Below are 17,554 nucleotides of genomic sequence, written 5' to 3'. Positions count from 1 at the left end.
TCGGCGAGGCCCCGCCGGGACCGTGGGTCAGGACCGGGCCTGCGGCTCGGGCTCCGGGAGCAGTTCGCCCGTCTCCAACAGGGTCTTGAGGTTGGACAGCAGGGCGGGCCAGCCGTGCTGGACCATGCCGCGGGCCGTGGAGTCGGGGGCGAAGCCGTCATGGACCACGGTGAGCTTCACCATGTCACCGAGCGGCTCGATCTCGAACGTCACCTTGGAGCGCGGCTCGGCCGCCAACGCGGCCTGGACGTCCTCGGCGACGCCCATGCGCCGGGCCCACTCCGGCGTGAAGGTGTGCCAGGTGTAGGACAGCCTCCGGTACGGGCTGGACTCCAGGACGACCTGCTCGGGGTGGGCCGTGGCGGCCCCGCCCTCGTTCCAGGTCATGGCCGACCCGGCCCGCCAGTCCGTGTCGAACTCCACGCCCCAGTAGCGGCTGGTGAAGGACGGGTCGGTGAGGGCCTGCCAGAGCCGCTCCGGCGTGGTGCGGACGTAGGTGGTGTAGACGAACGCGTTGCTGTCCATGGGTGGCGTCTCCAGTGCGTGTTTGAGGTCGGCAAGGGCGCGTGCCCGGTCGCGGTCGTAGTGGCTGATCCAGCGGTCGGCGAGGGCGTTGATCGGCTCGGCGTTGAGGTAGTGCAGCTTCTCCCGCCCGCGCCGCAGCGTGGTGATCAGGTTGGCCGCCTCCAGCACGGCCAGGTGCTTGCTCACCGACTGCCGGGTCATCTCCAGTTCCGCGCACAGCTCCCGCAGGGTCTGCCCGTTGCGGGCGTTGAGGCTGTCCAGCAGCCGGCGGCGCCCCGCGTCGGCCAGCGCTTTGAAGACCTCGTCCATGGCCCGCATCTCTCCTGCCCCACCCCTTTATGCAACCGATTGGCTGCATAAAAAGATAGGCAGCCATTTGGCTGCATGTCAATCGGGACGGTGGCGCCCCAGGGAGGAAACGGACGGGGACGACTGTCGAACGCGGCGGGCGAACCGCCCCGGCCGAGCACGCGACAGCACCAACGCGCCTTCCACATGGGCAAGTTGGTCGCCGCCGAACGCGCCGGCGAGCGACGTCCGCGCGCCGACCGCCGGCTCAGTCCGTGATCTCGATCCGGCGGGGGGTCGCGGGCTCGGCCTTCGGGACGGTCACGGTCAGCACCCCGTCGGTCAGATGCGCCGTGACCTCGTCGGTCCTGACGTCGACGGGCAGCGCCGACCGGTACTCGAACCGGCCGGTCCGGCGGGTGGTCCGGCGCAGCACGCCCTCGCTCCCGCACTCCTGGTACTCGCCGGTGACGCGCAGTTCCCGGCCGCCGATCTCGACGTCGACGTCCTCGCGCCGCACGCCGGGCAGTTCGGCCTCGACGACGTAGGCACCGTCGGTCTCGTACATGTCCGAGAGCGGCGCCCACTGGGTATGGCCGCTGGGCGCGGTGGCGCCGCCGGGGGACTCCAGCAGGCGGGCCATTCGCTGGTAGAGGTCGTCGAACTCCGAGGCGAACGGCTCGCCCCAGCCCAACTGCGGCAGGATCTGCTCCAGGAAGCCGCCGGGACGGCGTCGCGCGGGCATGTTCATCGCCATCACCTCCGCGAGACGAGGGTGGTCGGCCGCCGCGCGGGGCGCGCGGGCGCGCCTGCTTCCCATGCTGCGCGTCCCGGTGCGGGCCGGCGACTTCGGCGAGCGGGGCGCCGCCTCAGCCGAAGAGCCCGGGCACCCGGATCGTCCGCACCGGTCGCTTGGGCTTCGGCTCCTGGCGCGGCGGCAGCCGACCGCCCGGCAGCTCATCGGCCCGCGGGGGCTGGTCGACGCCGCCCGACGCGCTCCCGGAACTCCCGGTGCCGTTGGGCGAGTTGTCGGCCGCGTCAGGGGCACCGACGCGTCCCGGCTTCCCGGGACCGCCGGGGTTCCCGCCGCCCCGGCCGGGCTTCCCGACCCGCCTCGGCTGTCCGACTCCCGCGGCCCCCGCGCGCTGCCGGCGCGCCGCCGCTCGGCGTCCCATGGGGCTACACCGTGTGCCGGGGCGCGTCGGTCCGCGCGGGGTGCGCCCCGGCGGTGCCTTCGGTGACGCAGCCCGGGCCGGGGAAGATCTCCGTCTCGTGGCCGTCCTCGTAGCGCACCCGGTACGGGGGTTCGCCGTTGCGGCCGAGCACCTCGACCACCGTGGCCCGGTGCTCCGGGCTGCCCACCGCACGTCCGGTGATGCGCAGTACGTCTCCCTTGTGCGCCTGCATCGCCGCTCACCCTTCCCTGCGCTGCCGTGACTGTCCGCGCACGCCGTTCCGGTCGTGCGCCGCGCCTCCTTCCAGTGTGCGTGCGTCGCCGCGCACCGCACGGGGACGGTGGCCGGGCGCCGGGTGGCGCGGTGCGATCCGCGGCACCGGCCGGCGGCGGCAGGGCCCGGCGCCACCGGCCCGGTTCAGCCCTGGATCTCTACGTGGCGCGGCTTGGCGGCCTGCGCCTTCGGGATCGTCACGGTGAGGATGCCGTCCGTGAGCGAGGCGGTCACGTCGTCGGACCGCACGTCCACCGGGAGCAGTGCCCGGTACTCGAACCTCCCGGTGGGGCGGCCGCGGTGGCGCAGCGCGCCGGCTTGCTCGGACTCCCTGAGCTCCCCGGAGATGCTCACCTCGTGCTCGCCGACCTCGACGTCGATGTCCTCGCGCTTGATCCCGGGCAACTCGCACTCGACGACGTACGCCTCGTCCGTCTCGTGCAGGTCGGCCGGCGGGGCGAGGGCCGGCGTCTCGGCCAGCGGCGAGGTGAACGCGGCGGACTCCAGGAAGTGGTTCATCCGGTCGAAGAGCTCCTGGAACTCGGCCATCGGCCGGGGCCAGCCCGTCCCGCGCTCCCACAGGCTTCCGGATGGGTGGCGGCTCGGCAGGTTCATCGGGGGTCACCTCCCGTACGGCGACTGAACGCTCCTGCTGTTTCCATGCTGGCCACCACCGGCGGGCCGGCGCGACTCGGACGGGCCCCGGGACGCTGACGGTACGTCAGGTATGCGAGCTCACTCGCCGTGGTAGAGCCGGTCCGCGCCGACCAGCAGGACCTCGCCCTTGGCCTCGGCGGCGCGCAGCTCCGGGCCGAAGCCGACGCCGCTGTAGCAGGTGAGCACGGTCCGGCCGGTGTCCTCTCCGGCCGCGGTGACCAGGGCGAGGATCCGGCGCAGCCGGGCCAGGTGCGGGACGTCCATGGCCTCGTTCCAGCGGACCAGCCCGACCGAGAGCAGCGCGCCGGGCCGCCCGTCGGCGGTGCCCCGGACGACGACCTCGGCGTCGAGCCGGGTGTCCCCCTCCGGGTCGGGGACGGTCCCGCGGACGGCCGTGTGCACCGCGCCGCCGAAGGTGTCCCAGGCGGCGTACCGGGTGACCCACTCCCGGCAGAGCTGGGCGAAGTGCGGGGCGGCCACCGTGGCGTCGAAGTCCGGGCGGATCCGGCGCCACACCTCGGCCGTCTCCTCCTGCTCCAGCGCCGCGCGGTGCGGCCAGGCGATGGCGTGCTCGAAGGCGAGCAGCGGTTCGGCGATGCGGTAGCGGGTCAGCCCGGGCCGGAACGCGTCCGCCTCGTCGTGCAGCAGTCCGTGGTGGCGCATCGCGGCCAGGACGTGGGAGACGTCGTGGAGCGAGGCGCCGAGGCGGTCGGCGATCCCGCCGGGGGTGGAACGGCCGCCGGCGATGGCTACCAGGACGGAGTGGCACAGCGCGCGGTCCGCGTAGTCGCCCTCCTGCTCCAGCAGGTGGCGGGCCTCCCAGAACAGCGGCACCCGGGGGTTGAGGACGGTCCGACAGATCCAGGCGTCGAAGTCGTCCGGGCCGGCGGGGGCGTCGTCGCAGACCAGGTCGCCGCGGTAGGCGGGGGTGCCGCCGACGACGGCGTGCACCTGCACGGCGAGCCGGGGCGCCCGGATGCCCCAGAAGCGGGCCGCCTTGCGGAAGCCGAACGGCCGCACCGCCACCTCCAGGGAGGCCAGGCCGTGCAGCGAGGAGGGGCCGGCGAACAGCCGGCGGATGACGGCGGGGCTGGCGCCGCTGAGGATCAGGCGGGCGCGGTTGTGCGGGCGCTCCTGGTGCACGCGGAGGAAGGCGCCGTGCAGGAGCGAGGAGAGCGCGGGGCTGTGTCCGACGAGTTCGGGGAAGTCGTCGATGATCACCGCGGTGGGGCGCTCGTCGCCCAGCGCGAGCAGTGCCTCGGCGGCCTCGTCCCAGTGGTGCCAGTGCGGCGGCCGGTCGGCCCCGGTGTGCTCGGCGAACCGCTCCGCCAGGCGCCGCAGGGACTCCGCCTCGGCGGCCGCCTGCCCGTCGAAGTAGAAGCCGCCGGTGGCCTGGCTGAGCGCCTCCAGCAGCACGGTCTTGCCCTGGCGGCGCTGCCCCGAGACCAGCGCGAGGGTGGTCCCGGGGCGGGGGTCGCAGACGAAGCGCGCGAGGTCCGTCCACTCTTCGGCGCGGTCGAAGATCCGGTCGGGCCGGGCCGGCAGGGTCGTGGCATCCGATGGCGACACGGGCCCGCTCCCCTCGTTACGGGCCGCCGGCGGCGGCCGGCGGCCGACCTTGCTGTCCGTACGGGTCGCTGTGGGTCAAGTACACCTCCGGCGTCCGGCCGCTGTCCGCCCCGGTGGGCCGTACGGGGCACCGCGCTCCGGCGCTGCCGATCAGCCCGGTTCCGGGGCCGGCTGCCCGGGTCGGGCGGGGGTGGCGTCGGGCGCGCCGCCGTCCCCGGCGGCGTCGTCGCGCGCGTACGTGAGCCGGTCGACCACCTCGATGACGCCGTCCACGTTCTCGCAGAGTCGGACCGCGATCGGGAGCAGGCTCCTGCGCTCCAGGGTGCCGGTGAGGGTCACGGTGCCGTCGGCGACGTCGACCGTGACCGCGGACGGTGAGACGCCGAGCGTGCGGGTCAGCACCTCCTCCAGGATCTCCTCCTGGATCGCCCGGTCCCGGCGCAGGAAGAGCTGGACGAGGTCGCTGCGGCTGATCACGCCGATCAGCCGCTCCCCCTCGTCGACGACGGGGAGCCGCTTGACCTTGCGCTGCTCCATCGTCCGGGCCGCCTCGACCACGCTCCACTCCGGCCGCGCCACCACGGCCGGGCTGGTCATGATCGCCTCGGCGGTGGCGGCGCCGGCCTTGGAGAGCTGCCTGCGCAGCAGGTCGGCTTCGGAGACCACGCCCACCGGCCGCCCGTCGTCGTCGACGACCGGTACGGCGGTGATGTCGTACTCGTCGAGCAGCCGCGCGATCTCCCGGAAGAGGGTGCCGCGCTGGACGGTGACGGCGTTGGGGGTCATCAGGTCGGCCACTCTGCGGTGCCTCATGGTGGGCCACTACCTCCGGATGTGCCTGGTTCGGTCGGCCCCGGCCGGTTTCGACCGGAGTCCTGTCTTCATGATCCCGCGTCGGGCCGCCGAACGGCGCACGGGATCCGGGTGCGACGACGAAGCGGCGCCCCGGCTAGTCGTGCGGAACGACGGCAACGGGGCAGGTCACATGGTGGACGGCGGCATGGGCGACGGGGCCGATGCGGGGCGCGGGCCGTCGTCGCTGCCGCCGGCGGCCGACCACCAGGAGCCCCGCCCCGTGCGCGGCCTCGACGACGGCCCGGGCCGGGCTGTCCGACAGCAGGGTCCGCTGCACCGGCACGTCGGGGTACCGCGCCCGCCAGGGGTCGAGGGCGACCCGCAACTCGTTCTCCGCGGCCGTGGTCACCTCGGCCGCGGCGTCCGGGTCGACGCCCCAGGGGGTATAGACCTGCACCGGGAACGGGCGGCCGTGCACCACCTGGAGCAGGACCCCGCGGCCGGCCGCGGCGTCGAAGGCGAACTCCAGCAGCCGGCGGGCCGGCCCGCCGAGGCTGACCCCGACCACGACCCGCGGTCCGGCGACCGCCGTCTCCGCTGGGTCCGGCGGTTCCCCGCCCGGCGTCCGCGGGCCGTCCGGCATCCCCGGCGCATCGGCCCGGACGAGGACGACCGGGCCCTCGGCCCGCGCCACCACGCTCAGGCTGATGTCACCGAGGACGAAGCTCTTCCAGGCCGACAGGGCCCGGGAGCCCAGGACCAGCAGCCGGGACTCCTCGGCGGCCCGCAGCAGCGCCGACTCCGGCTCGTCCCCGACGAGGTCCTCGATGATCCGCAGGTGCGGGTGGCGGGCCCGGACCGCGTCCGTGGCGGCGTGGACGACCCGGCGGGCGTAGACGTTCTGGTCCCGCTCGGGGGCGGTGTCCGGTGCCTGGGCGGCCAGCAGGATCCAGGCGTGCAACAGCCGGAGTACGGCTCCCCGCCGGTGGGCCTCGTCGGCGGCCCACCGGGCCGCGACCAGGCTCTCGGCCGAGCCGTCGAGCCCGACGGTGATGATCTCCGGCTCCATGGCTGTCCCTCGACGCGAACGGTGGGCGACGCCCTCGCCCCGCGGACCGGGGCACCGGCCCCGCGCTATCGAGCCTGCGCGCCCGCGTCCGGCCTGGCCAGTGGGCCGAAGGTCACCGGGTCGGGGCCGCATGCCCCGGGTCTGCGGGGGCCGTCATCCGTCGGCCGGAGCCGCCTGCGGCCCCTCGGTCGGGGAGCTCTCCGGCAGGGTGACCGTGAACGCCGTCCGCCCGGGTCGGCTGGCCAGTTCGACCGTGCCGCGGTGCGCGGTGACCACCGCGTGCACGATGGCCAGGCCCAGTCCGGTGCCGCCGGCGGCGCGGGAGCGGCCGTGGTCGGCGCGGACGAACCGGCCGAAGACCTCGGACCGGAGCTCGTCCGGGACCCCCGGGCCGTCGTCGACGACGGTCAGCCGTACGGTCCCGGAGGCGGCCCGCAGGCGTACCGTGACGGCGGTTCCGGCGGGGGTGTGGGTCCGGGCGTTGGCCAGGAGGTTGCCGAGGACCTGGTGCAGCCGGTGCTCGTCGCCGATGACCGTCACCGCCGTCTCGGGCAGGTCCAGCAGCCAGCGGTGGTCGGGGCCGGCCGCCCGGGCGTCGTCCGTCGCGACCAGGACCAGGCGGGTCAGGTCGACCGGCGTCCGCTCCAGGGCGCGGCCGGCGTCGAGCCGGGCGAGCAGCAGCAGGTCGTCGACCAGGCGGCTCATCCGCTCCGATTCCGCGTTGATGCGCTCCAGCGCGTGCCGGACCTCGCCGGGCACCGGGCCGCGGTGGCGGAGGGCGAGTTCGGCGTGGCCGCGGACGTTGGCCACCGGGGTGCGCAGTTCGTGGCTGGCGTCGGCGGCGAACTGGCGCAGCCGCTCCTCGCTGGCCTGGCGGCGTTCCAGGGCGTTGCCGACGTGGCCGAGCATCCGGTTCAGGGCGGTGCCGACCCGGCCGACCTCGGTCCGCGGGTCGACGACCGGCACCGGCGCCGGCATGGCCACCTCCCCACTGGCGAGCGGCAGTTCCGCCACTCCGGCCGCGGTGGCGGTCACCCGCCGCAGTGGGCGCAGGGACAGCCGCACCCACAGCGCCCCGACCACGCCCGTGGCCAGGAGTGCCCCGCCGAAGACGGCCGCCTCCACCGCTTCCAGCCGGTGCACGGTCTCCTCCACCGGGTGCATCGGCAGCCCGGTGACCAGGATGTCGCCGTCGTCCCCGGCCACCGCGTTGAGCCGGTAGGTGCCGACCGCGGAGAGGCGGACGGTGCGCCCGGTGCCGTCGGTCGGCAGTGCGGCCAGGGCCCTGCGGTCGTGGGCGGTGAGCGGCACCCGGGCGTCGTTGGTCTGCCGCACGACGGCGGCCTGCGTGGGGGCGCCGCGCAGCAGCCGCGCCCCGAAGGTGCCGTTGGCCTGGCCCCGGGTGTCGGGCTGGTTGTCGGCGTCGGGCTTCGCCTCGTGTTCCAGGCTGGCGGCGAACCGGCCGGCGGAGGCGGTCAGTTGCTGGTCCAGGCGCCCCACGAGGAACCCCCGCAGGGCGAGCACGGTGGTGACGCCGACGGCGGCGCAGGCGAGCGCGAGGAGCGCGACGAGCCCGGCGGTGAGCTGGCCGCGCAGGCTGCGCGGGAGCGGCGCCCTCATGCGGGGTCGGGCTTGAGGACGTAGCCGACGCCGCGCACGGTGTGGATCATGGCTGGTCGGCCGGCGTCGATCTTCTTCCGCAGGTAGCTGATGTAGAGCTCGACGACATGGGCCCGGCCGCCGAAGTCGTAGGACCAGACCCGGTCGAGGATCTGGGCCTTGGACAGCACCCGCCGCGGGTTGCGCATCAGGAAGCGGAGCAGTTCGAACTCGGTGCGGGACAGCTCGACGAGGTCGGCGCCGCGGAACACCTCCCGGGCCTCCTCGTCCATGACGAGGTCCCCGACGACCAGCCGGTCCCCGGCCGGCTCCCGGGCCATGCCGGCCCGGCGCAGCAGTCCGCGCAGCCGGGCGATGACCTCTTCCAGGCTGAACGGCTTGGTGACGTAGTCGTCGCCGCCGGCGGTGATGCCGGCGATCCGGTCCTCGACGGAGTCCCGGGCGGTCAGGAACAGCACGCAGACGGTCTCCACTTCCCGGCGCAGCAGGCGCAGGAGTTGGAGGCCGTCGGTGTCCGGCAGCATCCAGTCGAGGACGACGGCGTGCGGGCGGAAGGACCGGGCGGTGGCGAGCGCGGTGCCGCCGTCGGGCGCGGTGCGGACCTCCCAGCCCTCGTCCGCCAGGGCGCCGGAGAGGACCTCGGTCAGGTCCGGTTCGTCGTCGATCACCAGGACCCGGACCGGCGAGCCGTCGGCGGTGTCGAGGCGGGCGGGGGTGGTGCGGTGGTTCGTCATCGTGCGTCCAGCATCCCCCGCCCCGCTGTGCACCTGGTGTCCGAGGGCCTCTGAGTTTCCTGTGAATCCGGGGGCCGGGCCGCCGCTCAGAGGTTCCTCAGAAGTTCCGCTGACACGCTGGCGGCCCCTCGGAAACGGAGCCCCATGAGTGTCCTCGCCCCTCCCCGCACCGACGCCCCGAAGCGCCGGCCCGGGCGCCCGCCGGCCGTCGTGGCCCCGCTGCTGGCGCAGCTCGCCGTCTGGGCGGGCGCGGCCGGTGTCCTGGGCCTGTGGTGGGCGGACACCGCGTCGGTGACCGGGCCGGCGGGCTGGGTGACCGGCGCCGGCCGGATCACCGGGCTGTTGGCCGGATACGCCTGTGCGGTGCTGGTCGCGCTGATGGCACGGGTGCCGCTGCTGGACCACACCGTCGGTACCGACCAGCTGGCCCGTTGGCACGCGAGGGGCGGGCGGTACGCCGTCGGCCTGGCGCTGGCCCACACCCTGCTGATCGTCTGGGGTTCCTCGCTCACCGTGCACAGCGGGGTGCTCCAGGAGACCGCCACCCTCGTGCTGCACTACCCGGACATGCTCAAGGCCACCGTGGGGTTCCTGCTGCTGGTCGGCACCGGCCTGCTCTCCGCGCGGGCCGCCCGCCGCCGGCTGAGCTACGAGACCTGGCACTACCTGCACTGCCTCACCTACGCGGCGCTGTTCCTCACCTTCGGGCACCAGCTCTCCAACGGGGCGGACTTCGTGGGCAACCGGGCCGCGCAGCTGGCCTGGTACGCGCTGTACCTCGGGGTGGCGGCCCTGGTGGCGTGGTACCGCTTCCTGCTCCCGCTGCGGCGGGCGCTGCGCCACCGGCTCCGGGTGGCGGAGGTCCGCCCGGAGGCGCCGGGGGTGTTCTCGGTGCACCTCACCGGGCGGCGCCTGTCGGACCTGGGGGCCGAGCCCGGGCAGTTCTTCCGCTGGCGGTTCCTGGCGCCCGGGCTGTGGTGGACCGCCACGCCCTACTCCCTGTCGGCACCCCCGCACCCCGACCGGCTGCGGATCACGGTGAAGGCGGCCGGCGGCCACAGCGCGGCGCTGGCCCGGCTCCGGCCCGGTACCCGGGTCTGGGCGGAGGGTCCCTACGGCGCGTTCACCGCGGCGCGGCGCAGCGCCCCGAAGGTGCTGCTGCTGGCGGGCGGCGTCGGCATCACCCCGCTGCGCGCGCTCTTCGAGACCCTCCCCGGCGAGGTCACCCTGCTCTATCGGGCCCGCCGCCCCGAGGACCTCGCGCTCCGCGGGGAGCTCGACGCGATCGCCGCCGCCCGCGGCGCGGTGGTGCACTACTCCGTCAGCCAACCCGACGGCGCCACCTGGCCGTTGACGGCCCGCGCCCTCGGCCGGCTGGTACCGGACCTGGCGGCGCACGACGTCTACGTCTGCGGGCCGCCCGGCATGACCGAGGCCGCGCGCCGCGCCCTGCGGGCCGCCGGCGTGCCGCGGCACCGCGTCCACCACGAGTCCTTCGACTTCTGACGCCTTGGTGCGTCCCGTCCCGATCCCCGTCCGCAAGGAGCCCCACGTGCGCCGAGCCGTCCTCACCACCGCGTCCACCGGTGCGCTGGTCGTCCTGCTGCTGTCGCTCAAACCGCACCAGCCGCCCGGCCTGCCGGCGGTCGCCGCGGCCCCGTCCCCGGCCTCCACCCGGCACCCCGGCGGCCGGCCCACCGACGGCACCTACACCGGGGCACCGGTCCCCACCCGCTACGGGACCGTGCAGGTCGCCGCCACGGTCAAGGGCGGCCGGTTGACGGCCGTGAAGGTGCTCCAGGTGCCCTCCGACAGCGGGCGCGACCAGGAGATCGCCGCCTACGCGGTGCCCCGGCTGACCCAGGAGGCGCTGAGCGTCCACGGTGCCGCGATCGACGCGGTGTCCGGCGCCAGCTACACCAGCGCGGGCTATGTCCGGTCGCTCCAGAGCGCGTTGGACCGGGCCGGTGCCTGACCGCGCGCGGCCCGGACGGGCGCCGGAGCAGCGGGACACCGGGCTGCGGCACGTCGAGCACGTGATGGGGACGGTGTTCTCCTTCGACGTCCGCGCCCCCGTATTGCCGGGCGTGGCGGCCGCGTTGGAGGACACGGTGGCCTGGCTGCACCACGTCGACCGGGTCTTCTCGCCCTACCGCCCGGACAGCGTGGTGAGCCGCCTGGCCCGCGGCGCCGCGCGGCCCGAGGACTGCTCGGCGGAGGTGCGCGAGGTCCTCACCCGGTGCGAGGCGGCGCGGCGCGCCACGGGTGGCTGGTTCAGTGCGGTCGCCGGCGGCGTCCTCGACCCCTCGGGCCTGGTCAAGGGGTGGGCGGTGGAGCGGGCCGCGGAACGGCTCCGGGCCGCGGGCGCGCGGCACGTGTGCGTCAACGGAGGCGGCGACCTCCAGTGCTTCGGCGGCGCGGCGCCCGGGATGCCCTGGCGGATCGGTCTCGCCCATCCGCTGCGCGCGGACGCCCTGTGCGCGGTCGTCACCGGCTACGACCTGGCCGTGGCCACCTCCGGCACCGCGGAGCGCGGCCCGCACATCCTGGACCCGCACACCCGGGCCCCGGCCCGCGGGCCCGTCGCCGTGACCGTCGTCGGCCGCCGGCTGACCACGACCGACGCCTACGCCACGGCTGCCTTCGCGATGGACGCGAAGGCAGCCGACTGGTTGGAATCCCTGCCCGGTCACGAGGCGTTGGCGGTCACCCGGGACGGCGGGTCGTGGCACACCACGGGCTTCCCCCAGTGGGGCACGCCGGTGCTCACCGGCCCCTGACCGCGGCGCGGGCGGTGGCGCTCACCGCAGCGGCACCGTCAGCTCGGCCGGGGCGTTCGCCGGGGAGCCGAAGGCCACGGTGCTGCCGCGCGGGGTGCGGCCCCCGTAGAGCGGGTCCGCGGTGTCCAGGACCAGGGCCAGGCGGTGGCCGGCGGGGACGTCGTAGGCGGTGGGGAAGAGGGTGACGTCGAGGGGGACGGGGCGGCCGGGCTGGGCGCCGGTCCAGCTCTGGGGCGCGTGGGAGATCAGCTTGCCGATGCCGAGCGCGTTGACGTCGTAGAGGTAGGCGAAGGCGGTGCCCTGGGGGGCGGAGGCGGTGACGGTGGTGCGCAAGTGGGCGGCGCCGCGCAGGTGTTGGGCCGTCGCGTAGGGCGACGACTGCCAGACCGCGGCGGAGCGGCGGGGCAGCAGCGGGACGGCGACGGTGGGCGGCAGGCCGACGACCTGGTCGAGGGCGCCGGAGAGCTCGGCGATGCCACCGTCGGCGCCCGAGTCGGTGCCGCCGGCCACCTGACGCGTCCAGCCGGTCGGGGCGGCGCCGGTGGCGAGCGTGCCGGTGCCGTGGGCGTCGGGACGGCCCAACGACAGGTGTTCCGTACGGGAGTTGACGGACTGCCAGTCGGGATAGTCCTCCTGGCCGCCGGTCGGTCGGACCTTCAGCTGCACTCCTTCGCGGGTGGCGGGGGTCGGGGCGGCGCCCTTGAGGTAGCGGTCGAGCCAGTGGCGGGCGCTGCTCCAGGTGGCGTTGGGCAGGCCGAGCAGGCTGGTCAACTCCTGGGTGGCGTGGTCGCCGGGGCGCAGTTCGAGCCGCTTGGGAACCGTCAGCCGCTGGTAGAAGTCGGTCATCTGGCCGGGGTTGAAGATGCTGTCGCCCCAGGCGTTGGCGAGGAAGACGGCGGTGCCGTGGGCGTTGATGCGGTCCACGTAGGTGGCCGGGGAGCGTGTGTGCGCCCACTGGACGACGCGGGCCATGTCGCGGTCGGCGAAGAGGTCGGACAGCGTCCGGGAGAACTCCGGGCTGCGGCGGCCGGTGGGGATCTGGATGGCGGCGAGCAGGCCGGCGGCCTGGAGGTGCCGGGTGCGGCCGCTGTAGAGCGCGTCGGTCAGGTCCGCCCAACCGCTGAGCGAGGCGACCGCCTTGACCCGCGGGTCGGCGGCCGCGCCCATCAGCGTCAGACCGCCACCCAGCGAGAGGCCGACCATGCCGATGCGGCCACGGTCGGACGGGGTGTGCGCGAGGGACCAGTCGATCACCGAGGAGATGTCGCCCACGTCCTTGGGGCCCGCGACGTCGATCTTCCCGCCGGAGGCCCAGAAGCCGCGCACGGTGTACGTCACGGCGACGTAGCCGTCGGCGGCCAACGCCCGGCCCTGGGCCACGTACTCCAGGTCGTTCTGCCCCCAGCTGGCCGGCTGGACGACCAGCGGGTAGTGGCCGTCGCGGTCGGCACCGGGGGTGCCGGGCGCGGGGGTGAAGACGTCGGCCTTGAGGACGGTGCCGTCCTTCATGGGGATGTCGACCAGGCGGAAGGCCGGGGCGGCGGACGCGCCGACGGTGGCGGCCGCGGGCCGTTCCCTGCCGGCCGCCGCCGCGGGGCCGGCAGGCACGCCGACGGCCAGGGCGAGGGCAACTGCCCCCGCGCACAGGGACGTTGCCGTACGTCGTCGTCGGCCGAGGGGGGTGCCTGCGGTACGGCAGGGTCGCGCCATCACTGCTCCAGGGGGGTCTGACCACGGCGCCACGATGGCGTCCGTAGGGTGCGGTGATCGGGAGCGTAGGGCCGCCCGACGACCCCGGACGAGATCATGATCGGCCAAATTACCGACGGGTAATGCGCCGTCACCGGCGGCCACTTGGGGGCGGGCGCGAGGCGATATGCGTGGGATGCGGCAAATGGTTTAGGGTACCCGGATGATCTTTATCGTTGTGAAGTTTCCCGTGAAGCCCGAGCACGTCGAGGAGTGGCCCGAGAAGGTCGCCGCGTTCACCCGCGCCACCCGGGAGGAGCCCGGCAACCTGTGGTTCGAGTGGTCGCGCAGCATCGAGGACCCGAACACCTTCGTGCTGGTCGAGGCGTTCCAGGACGACGCCGGCGAGGCGCACGTCAACTCCGACCACTTCCGTGCCGGCCTGGAGGCGATGCGTCCGCTGCTGCGCCGCACCCCCGACATCGTGAGCACCACGATCCCGGGTGCCGAGGGCTGGAGCGCGATGGGCGAGCTCGCCATCGGCTGACGCCCGCGCGCAGACCTGACGAAGCGGCGGATCGCCCCCGGGGCGGACCGCCGCTTCGTCGTTCCCGCGCGGCGGTTCGCCGACGTGCGGTGGTTCAGCGGAGCCCGGGGGCGACCTCGGACGCGAAGAGGTGGAGCGAGCGCAGGGTCCGGTCCGGGCCGGGGTCGACCGGGTGCACCTGGACGATCAGGTCGGTGGCGAGGGACAGCAGGCGGTCGGCGCGCAGCGCGGCGAGGACCTCGTCCGGAGTGCCGACGCAACTGTCGTTGCGGGCCCCACGGGCGGCTTCCGGGCCGGCCTGCGCGGCGAGGCGGGCGAATCCGGCCTCGGCGTCGGCCCGCGCCTCGGCGCGGGTGGGCGCGACGTAGACGGACCGGGACAGCCCGATCCGCGGGGCTGCGTCCGGACGCTTCCAGTGCGCCACGTACGCCTCCACGAGCGGCAGTTGGGCCTCACCGAGCGGAGTGCCGGGCGGCACCGCGCGGGTGCCCGGGACGGGGCCGACCGAGGTGCGGGCCAGCAGCAGTCCGTTGCCGTGCTCCGCCGCCCGCACCGCGCCGGGCACACCGAACGTGGCCTCCCACAGCCGGTCGGCCAGCCCGGGTGCCGGCGGGAACAGCGCGGGACCGCCGGGCGTCAACTCCGCGCCGGCCAGGGCATCGCGCACCACCCGCAGGCCATCGGCGTAGGCGGCCCGGCGGTCCGCCGGGGAGCGGCCGAAGAGGGCGGAGACGAGCGCGCCGCCCCCGGTGCCCAGGCCGAGTTCCAGGCGTCCGCCGCTGAGCGTGTCGAGCACCGCAGCGTCCTCGGCGAGCCGCAGCGGGTCCTCCAGCGGCAGGGTGATGATGCCGGTGCCGAGCCGGAGGCGTCGGGTACGGGCCGCCGCGGCGGCGAGGAAGACCAGCGGCGAGGGCAGTCCGCCGTCCTGGCGGGCGTGGTGCTGGGCGACCCAGCCGCTGGCGAAGCCCCGTTCCTCCGCCGCGGTGAGCAGCTCCAGAGCCTGCGCATAGAGCTCGGTCGGCGGCGCGTCGTCCACGAGGCGGGTGAACACGCCCAGGCGGAGCGGTGGTTGTGCGGTCATCCGGTCCTCTCGTTCGGCGCGGGCCGTCACGTGGCGGAACGCCCGCGGGGTGCGGTGGCGGGGGTATCCCTGCCCGCTGGCGGGTGGGCTAGTGCTCCGGCGGGGTGCGGGTCACCGCCCGGCCCGCGGCGGTGGCGGCGCGGGCGAAGCGGGCGGCGTCGAGGACGGCGGCGCCTCCGGGGTCGTTGTTGAAGTAGGCGTAGACGTCGGCCCGTTCGGGCCAGGTGTCGGCGATCCGGTGCACCCAGGTGTCCAGGGCCCGCCGGCCGTAGCGCGGCCAGGGATCGGCGCGGCCCGCGTGGAGGCGGAGGTAGCCCCAGTCGGTGGTGCGCCACAGCGGCGTCACGGGCCGGGAGTCGCGGTCCGCCCAGCACAGGGCGGCGCCGCGGCGCTCCAGTACGGCGCGGATCGGGTCGGTCCACCAGGAGGCGTGGCGCGGTTCGACGGCGACCCGGACGCCGGCGGGGAAGCAGCCCAGGCAGGCGTCGAGCAGTCGGGCGTCCGCGGCCAGCGTGGGCGGCAGTTGGAGCAGGACGGGGCCGAGCCGGGGGCCGAGGTGTCCGGCGCGGGACAGCAGCCGGCGGACCGGCTCCTGTGGGTCGCGGAGCCGCTTGACGTGGGTGAGGTAGCGGCTGGCCTTGACGGCGATGACGAAGTCGGGCGGCGTCCGGTCCCGCCAGTCGGCGAAGGTCCGGGCCTCGGGCAGCCGGTAGAAGGCGGCGTTGCTCTCCGCGGTGGCGAAGTGCCGGGCGTACTCCTCCAGCCAGCGTCGCTGCGGCAGTTCGGGCGGGTAGAGGACGCCGCGCCAGTCGCGGTACTGCCAGCCGGAGGTGCCGAGGTGGAGGGTCATGCCGGGATGCGTCCCCCGTCCGGTGCCCGGTGTACCGGGTCGGCGGCCCGGGAGGCGGAGGCCCGTCCAGGGGCCTCCGCCTCAGCGGGTGCCGCCCCGGTGGGGCGGCACCTTCCGCGGGCTCAGAAGCGGACCGACGGGTCCCGGGTCACCTTCGGGACGGACAGGACCGCGTCGAACGCCGCGGGGACCTGGGTGACGACACTGGCGCTCTGGGTGCGGATCCGGTCGAGCAGCGGCGTCCCGTCGGCGCCGCGCGGGGACCGGCGGAGGTCGGTGAGGGTGGTCCGCTCGCCGAGCCCGGCGTCCAGGAGGGCGCCCTCGACGCTGCCGGGCTCCGGGGGCGCCAGGGACGTGTCCGCGAGGGTGAAGCCGACCGGGCTGCGCTCGTCCGGGAGCATCTCGGGGACGTGGTCGGCGGTGTGGGTCAGGGCCACCGTGCGGTAGGTGTCGCCGAGGGTGCGCGCCAGGTGCCCGCCCATGGGCAGGGCGCTGAAGGCGCCGCCGAACGAGATCTCGGTCTTCTGGATGTGGTTGTTGTGCGCGACGAGCACGATGCGGGTCCCGGGGGCGCTGTGCTCCAGATGCCAGCGGACCGACTCGGCGAGGTAGACCTCGCGGACCGCGAGGTCGCTGCCGCTGCCGCGGCCGGACTGCAGGGCGTGCATCGCCTGGAACAGGTAGTCGGCGTGGGCGGCGGCCTCCACCCGGCGCAGCGCGATGTCGTAGCGCTCCTGGCCGCCGTGCGCCACGCACCGCGGTTCGGTGGCCCGCAGCCGGAGCCGGAGCCGGGCGAGGGCGGCGGTCAGCGCGTCCTGGTCGGCGGGGGCGAGGCGGGCCCAGGCCGGCGCGGCCGAGGCACCGGAGCCGCCGCAGAAGCGGTCGCTGATCTCCAGCGCGGTCTCCAGGAGGGGCAGGGCGTCGGGGTCGGCCGCGCCGAGGTAGTCGCCGACCGGCTCCAGGGCCGGCCGCAGCGCGCCACCGGCCTCGGGGAGGTCGAGACCGGCGAACCGCAGGGGGTGACCGCCGGCGCGCTGGTGCCCGCGCAGCCAGCGCAGGAAGTCGCCGGCGCCCCACTCGGCGGCCGCCCGGCTCACCTCCGCCAGGCCCTCGTCGTCGCCCTCCCCCTGCACCCAGCGGTCCACGGCGAAGGCTTCGCTGAAGCCGAATTCGAGGGCGAGGACGGTGAATCCGCACCGTTCGGCGAGGAACCGCACGACCCGCTGGCGGGCGAGCCAGAACTCCTCGACGAAGTGGGCACCCTCGCCCACGGCGACGACCCGGGCGCCGTCGGCGATCTCCCGGAGCGCCTGGAGGTCGTCGAGGGGCGCGTGCGGGTCGAGCGTGGCCAGTTCGGTGGCGTGCGCGCGGAACCAGGGGGCGAGCGGGGCGTGCGGGGTGGTCTGGTCAGGCATGGGGGTGTCTCACTTCTGCTCTGCGTACGGAGGTCTCTGCTCTGCGTACGGAAGTTCGGGACGGTTGCGCGTCCGTGGGCCGGCGGGCCGGGGGACGCGAGCGCGCAGGCGCGGTCGGCACCGGGCCGTGCGGCCGGCGGTGCGTCGCGCCCGTCGCGGACGGCGATCAGAGGAAGTGAGTGTGTACCGGCATGCGGACGACCGTAGCCGCCGCCGTCCGGGCACCGCACCCGAATTTCCGCAGGCCCGCCGGCGGTCCCGCCCCACCACGGGGGACATTCTCGACAAAAGGTGCACCTTGACAGTCGCCGGGGCACGTTCTATGCAGATGATGTAGCCGGCTCGGCCGCGATATCGGCAGGTGAGAAGGGTTGCGAGGGATACGGCCGGGCGCCGCCCCTCGGGACGGCCGTCCGCCGCGCCGCCGCCCCGGATCGGGCCGCAAGACGAGGAGAAGACCATGGCACGAGCAGTCGGTATCGACCTC

Annotated in this window: 17 protein-coding genes; 4 read left to right on the top strand and 13 right to left on the bottom strand. The window is 75.3% G+C overall.

Features of this window, described 5'->3' with window-relative positions; genetic code table 11:
- Positions 1 to 27: 27 nt before the first annotated feature.
- The 9 genes from ACIQU6_RS31820 to ACIQU6_RS31780 form a co-directional block, all read right to left on the bottom strand.
- Entirely contained in the window at positions 28 to 834 is an 807-nt protein-coding gene (locus tag ACIQU6_RS31820) for an ArsR/SmtB family transcription factor (protein WP_403485181.1), read from the bottom strand.
- Positions 835 to 1,081: 247 nt separating this feature from the next.
- On the bottom strand, positions 1,082 to 1,633 hold the full coding sequence (locus ACIQU6_RS31815) for an Hsp20/alpha crystallin family protein (protein WP_403485180.1): 552 nt from the start codon (positions 1,631 to 1,633) through the stop codon (positions 1,082 to 1,084).
- A 359-nt stretch (positions 1,634 to 1,992) separates the two neighbouring features.
- The gene (locus ACIQU6_RS31810) at positions 1,993 to 2,220 is read right to left on the bottom strand and encodes a DUF1918 domain-containing protein (protein WP_403485179.1); all 228 of its coding nucleotides are present in this window, start codon (positions 2,218 to 2,220) and stop codon (positions 1,993 to 1,995) included.
- Between the two features lie 185 nt (positions 2,221 to 2,405).
- Positions 2,406 to 2,876 carry an Hsp20/alpha crystallin family protein gene (locus ACIQU6_RS31805; protein ID WP_403485178.1) on the bottom strand — a complete coding sequence of 157 codons (471 nt, stop codon included), beginning with the start codon at positions 2,874 to 2,876 and terminating at the stop codon, positions 2,406 to 2,408.
- Positions 2,877 to 2,996: 120 nt separating this feature from the next.
- Complete coding sequence (locus ACIQU6_RS31800) at positions 2,997 to 4,487, bottom strand: ATP-binding protein (RefSeq protein WP_403485177.1); 1,491 nt, start codon at positions 4,485 to 4,487, stop codon at positions 2,997 to 2,999.
- Between the two features lie 150 nt (positions 4,488 to 4,637).
- Positions 4,638 to 5,300 (bottom strand): CBS domain-containing protein, encoded by a 663-nt coding sequence (locus tag ACIQU6_RS31795; RefSeq protein WP_403485176.1) that lies wholly within the window; start codon positions 5,298 to 5,300, stop codon positions 4,638 to 4,640.
- Positions 5,301 to 5,436: 136 nt separating this feature from the next.
- Complete coding sequence (locus tag ACIQU6_RS31790) at positions 5,437 to 6,351, bottom strand: universal stress protein (RefSeq protein WP_403485175.1); 915 nt, start codon at positions 6,349 to 6,351, stop codon at positions 5,437 to 5,439.
- Between the two features lie 153 nt (positions 6,352 to 6,504).
- Positions 6,505 to 7,971: a sensor histidine kinase gene (locus tag ACIQU6_RS31785; protein ID WP_403485174.1), complete on the bottom strand. Its 1,467-nt coding sequence runs from the start codon at positions 7,969 to 7,971 to the stop codon at positions 6,505 to 6,507.
- The gene (locus ACIQU6_RS31780) at positions 7,968 to 8,705 is read right to left on the bottom strand and encodes a response regulator transcription factor (RefSeq protein ID WP_403485173.1); all 738 of its coding nucleotides are present in this window, start codon (positions 8,703 to 8,705) and stop codon (positions 7,968 to 7,970) included. The genes ACIQU6_RS31785 and ACIQU6_RS31780 overlap by 4 nt, the downstream gene beginning before the upstream one ends.
- Before the next feature lie 144 nt (positions 8,706 to 8,849).
- On the opposite strand from ACIQU6_RS31780, the gene ACIQU6_RS31775 reads away from it, so the two are divergent.
- The 3 genes from ACIQU6_RS31775 (at position 8,850) to ACIQU6_RS31765 (ending at position 11,485) form a co-directional block, all read left to right on the top strand.
- Positions 8,850 to 10,211 carry a ferric reductase-like transmembrane domain-containing protein gene (locus tag ACIQU6_RS31775; RefSeq protein WP_403485172.1) on the top strand — a complete coding sequence of 454 codons (1,362 nt, stop codon included), beginning with the start codon at positions 8,850 to 8,852 and terminating at the stop codon, positions 10,209 to 10,211.
- Between the two features lie 46 nt (positions 10,212 to 10,257).
- Complete coding sequence (locus ACIQU6_RS31770) at positions 10,258 to 10,680, top strand: FMN-binding protein (RefSeq protein ID WP_403485171.1); 423 nt, start codon at positions 10,258 to 10,260, stop codon at positions 10,678 to 10,680.
- 64 nt (positions 10,681 to 10,744) lie between these two features.
- Entirely contained in the window at positions 10,745 to 11,485 is a 741-nt protein-coding gene (locus ACIQU6_RS31765) for an FAD:protein FMN transferase (RefSeq protein WP_403485217.1), read from the top strand.
- Positions 11,486 to 11,506: 21 nt separating this feature from the next.
- On the opposite strand, the gene ACIQU6_RS31760 is transcribed toward ACIQU6_RS31765, so the two are convergent.
- The gene (locus tag ACIQU6_RS31760; RefSeq protein ID WP_403485170.1) at positions 11,507 to 13,195 is read right to left on the bottom strand and encodes a CocE/NonD family hydrolase; all 1,689 of its coding nucleotides are present in this window, start codon (positions 13,193 to 13,195) and stop codon (positions 11,507 to 11,509) included.
- Positions 13,196 to 13,397: 202 nt separating this feature from the next.
- Between ACIQU6_RS31760 and ACIQU6_RS31755 the strand changes: the two genes are divergently transcribed.
- Positions 13,398 to 13,721 carry a putative quinol monooxygenase gene (locus ACIQU6_RS31755; RefSeq protein WP_274911658.1) on the top strand — a complete coding sequence of 108 codons (324 nt, stop codon included), beginning with the start codon at positions 13,398 to 13,400 and terminating at the stop codon, positions 13,719 to 13,721.
- Positions 13,722 to 13,815: 94 nt separating this feature from the next.
- On the opposite strand, the gene ACIQU6_RS31750 is transcribed toward ACIQU6_RS31755, so the two are convergent.
- From ACIQU6_RS31750 to ACIQU6_RS31740, 3 genes are all read right to left on the bottom strand, one after another.
- Positions 13,816 to 14,802, bottom strand: a complete 987-nt coding sequence (locus ACIQU6_RS31750; protein WP_403485169.1) for an LLM class flavin-dependent oxidoreductase — start codon at positions 14,800 to 14,802, stop codon at positions 13,816 to 13,818.
- An 88-nt stretch (positions 14,803 to 14,890) separates the two neighbouring features.
- Positions 14,891 to 15,652 (bottom strand): DUF72 domain-containing protein, encoded by a 762-nt coding sequence (locus ACIQU6_RS31745; RefSeq protein ID WP_403485168.1) that lies wholly within the window; start codon positions 15,650 to 15,652, stop codon positions 14,891 to 14,893.
- Positions 15,653 to 15,774: 122 nt separating this feature from the next.
- Complete coding sequence (locus tag ACIQU6_RS31740) at positions 15,775 to 17,067, bottom strand: erythromycin esterase family protein (RefSeq protein WP_403485167.1); 1,293 nt, start codon at positions 17,065 to 17,067, stop codon at positions 15,775 to 15,777.
- Positions 17,068 to 17,554: the final 487 nt, after the last annotated feature.

The sequence above is a fragment of the Streptomyces sp. NPDC090442 genome, assembly GCF_044769405.1.
Lineage (GTDB): Bacteria > Actinomycetota > Actinomycetes > Streptomycetales > Streptomycetaceae > Streptomyces.
This window is presented reverse-complemented; position numbering and strand designations above follow the sequence as displayed.

What these genes read in the sequence shown, in the direction of transcription:
- ACIQU6_RS31820 (WP_403485181.1), bottom strand. Translation starts at nt 834, where the DNA reads ATGGACGAGGTCTTCAAAGCGCTGGCCGACGCGGGGCGCCGCCGGCTG.
- ACIQU6_RS31815 (WP_403485180.1), bottom strand. Translation starts at nt 1,633, where the DNA reads ATGGGAAGCAGGCGCGCCCGCGCGCCCCGCGCGGCGGCCGACCACCCT.
- ACIQU6_RS31810 (WP_403485179.1), bottom strand. Translation starts at nt 2,220, where the DNA reads ATGCAGGCGCACAAGGGAGACGTACTGCGCATCACCGGACGTGCGGTG.
- ACIQU6_RS31805 (WP_403485178.1), bottom strand. Translation starts at nt 2,876, where the DNA reads ATGAACCTGCCGAGCCGCCACCCATCCGGAAGCCTGTGGGAGCGCGGG.
- ACIQU6_RS31795 (WP_403485176.1), bottom strand. Translation starts at nt 5,300, where the DNA reads ATGAGGCACCGCAGAGTGGCCGACCTGATGACCCCCAACGCCGTCACC.
- ACIQU6_RS31790 (WP_403485175.1), bottom strand. Translation starts at nt 6,351, where the DNA reads ATGGAGCCGGAGATCATCACCGTCGGGCTCGACGGCTCGGCCGAGAGC.
- ACIQU6_RS31785 (WP_403485174.1), bottom strand. Translation starts at nt 7,971, where the DNA reads ATGAGGGCGCCGCTCCCGCGCAGCCTGCGCGGCCAGCTCACCGCCGGG.
- ACIQU6_RS31780 (WP_403485173.1), bottom strand. Translation starts at nt 8,705, where the DNA reads ATGACGAACCACCGCACCACCCCCGCCCGCCTCGACACCGCCGACGGC.
- ACIQU6_RS31775 (WP_403485172.1), top strand. Translation starts at nt 8,850, where the DNA reads ATGAGTGTCCTCGCCCCTCCCCGCACCGACGCCCCGAAGCGCCGGCCC.
- ACIQU6_RS31765 (WP_403485217.1), top strand. Translation starts at nt 10,745, where the DNA reads ATGGGGACGGTGTTCTCCTTCGACGTCCGCGCCCCCGTATTGCCGGGC.
- ACIQU6_RS31760 (WP_403485170.1), bottom strand. Translation starts at nt 13,195, where the DNA reads ATGGCGCGACCCTGCCGTACCGCAGGCACCCCCCTCGGCCGACGACGA.
- ACIQU6_RS31755 (WP_274911658.1), top strand. Translation starts at nt 13,398, where the DNA reads ATGATCTTTATCGTTGTGAAGTTTCCCGTGAAGCCCGAGCACGTCGAG.
- ACIQU6_RS31750 (WP_403485169.1), bottom strand. Translation starts at nt 14,802, where the DNA reads ATGACCGCACAACCACCGCTCCGCCTGGGCGTGTTCACCCGCCTCGTG.
- ACIQU6_RS31745 (WP_403485168.1), bottom strand. Translation starts at nt 15,652, where the DNA reads ATGACCCTCCACCTCGGCACCTCCGGCTGGCAGTACCGCGACTGGCGC.
- ACIQU6_RS31740 (WP_403485167.1), bottom strand. Translation starts at nt 17,067, where the DNA reads ATGCCTGACCAGACCACCCCGCACGCCCCGCTCGCCCCCTGGTTCCGC.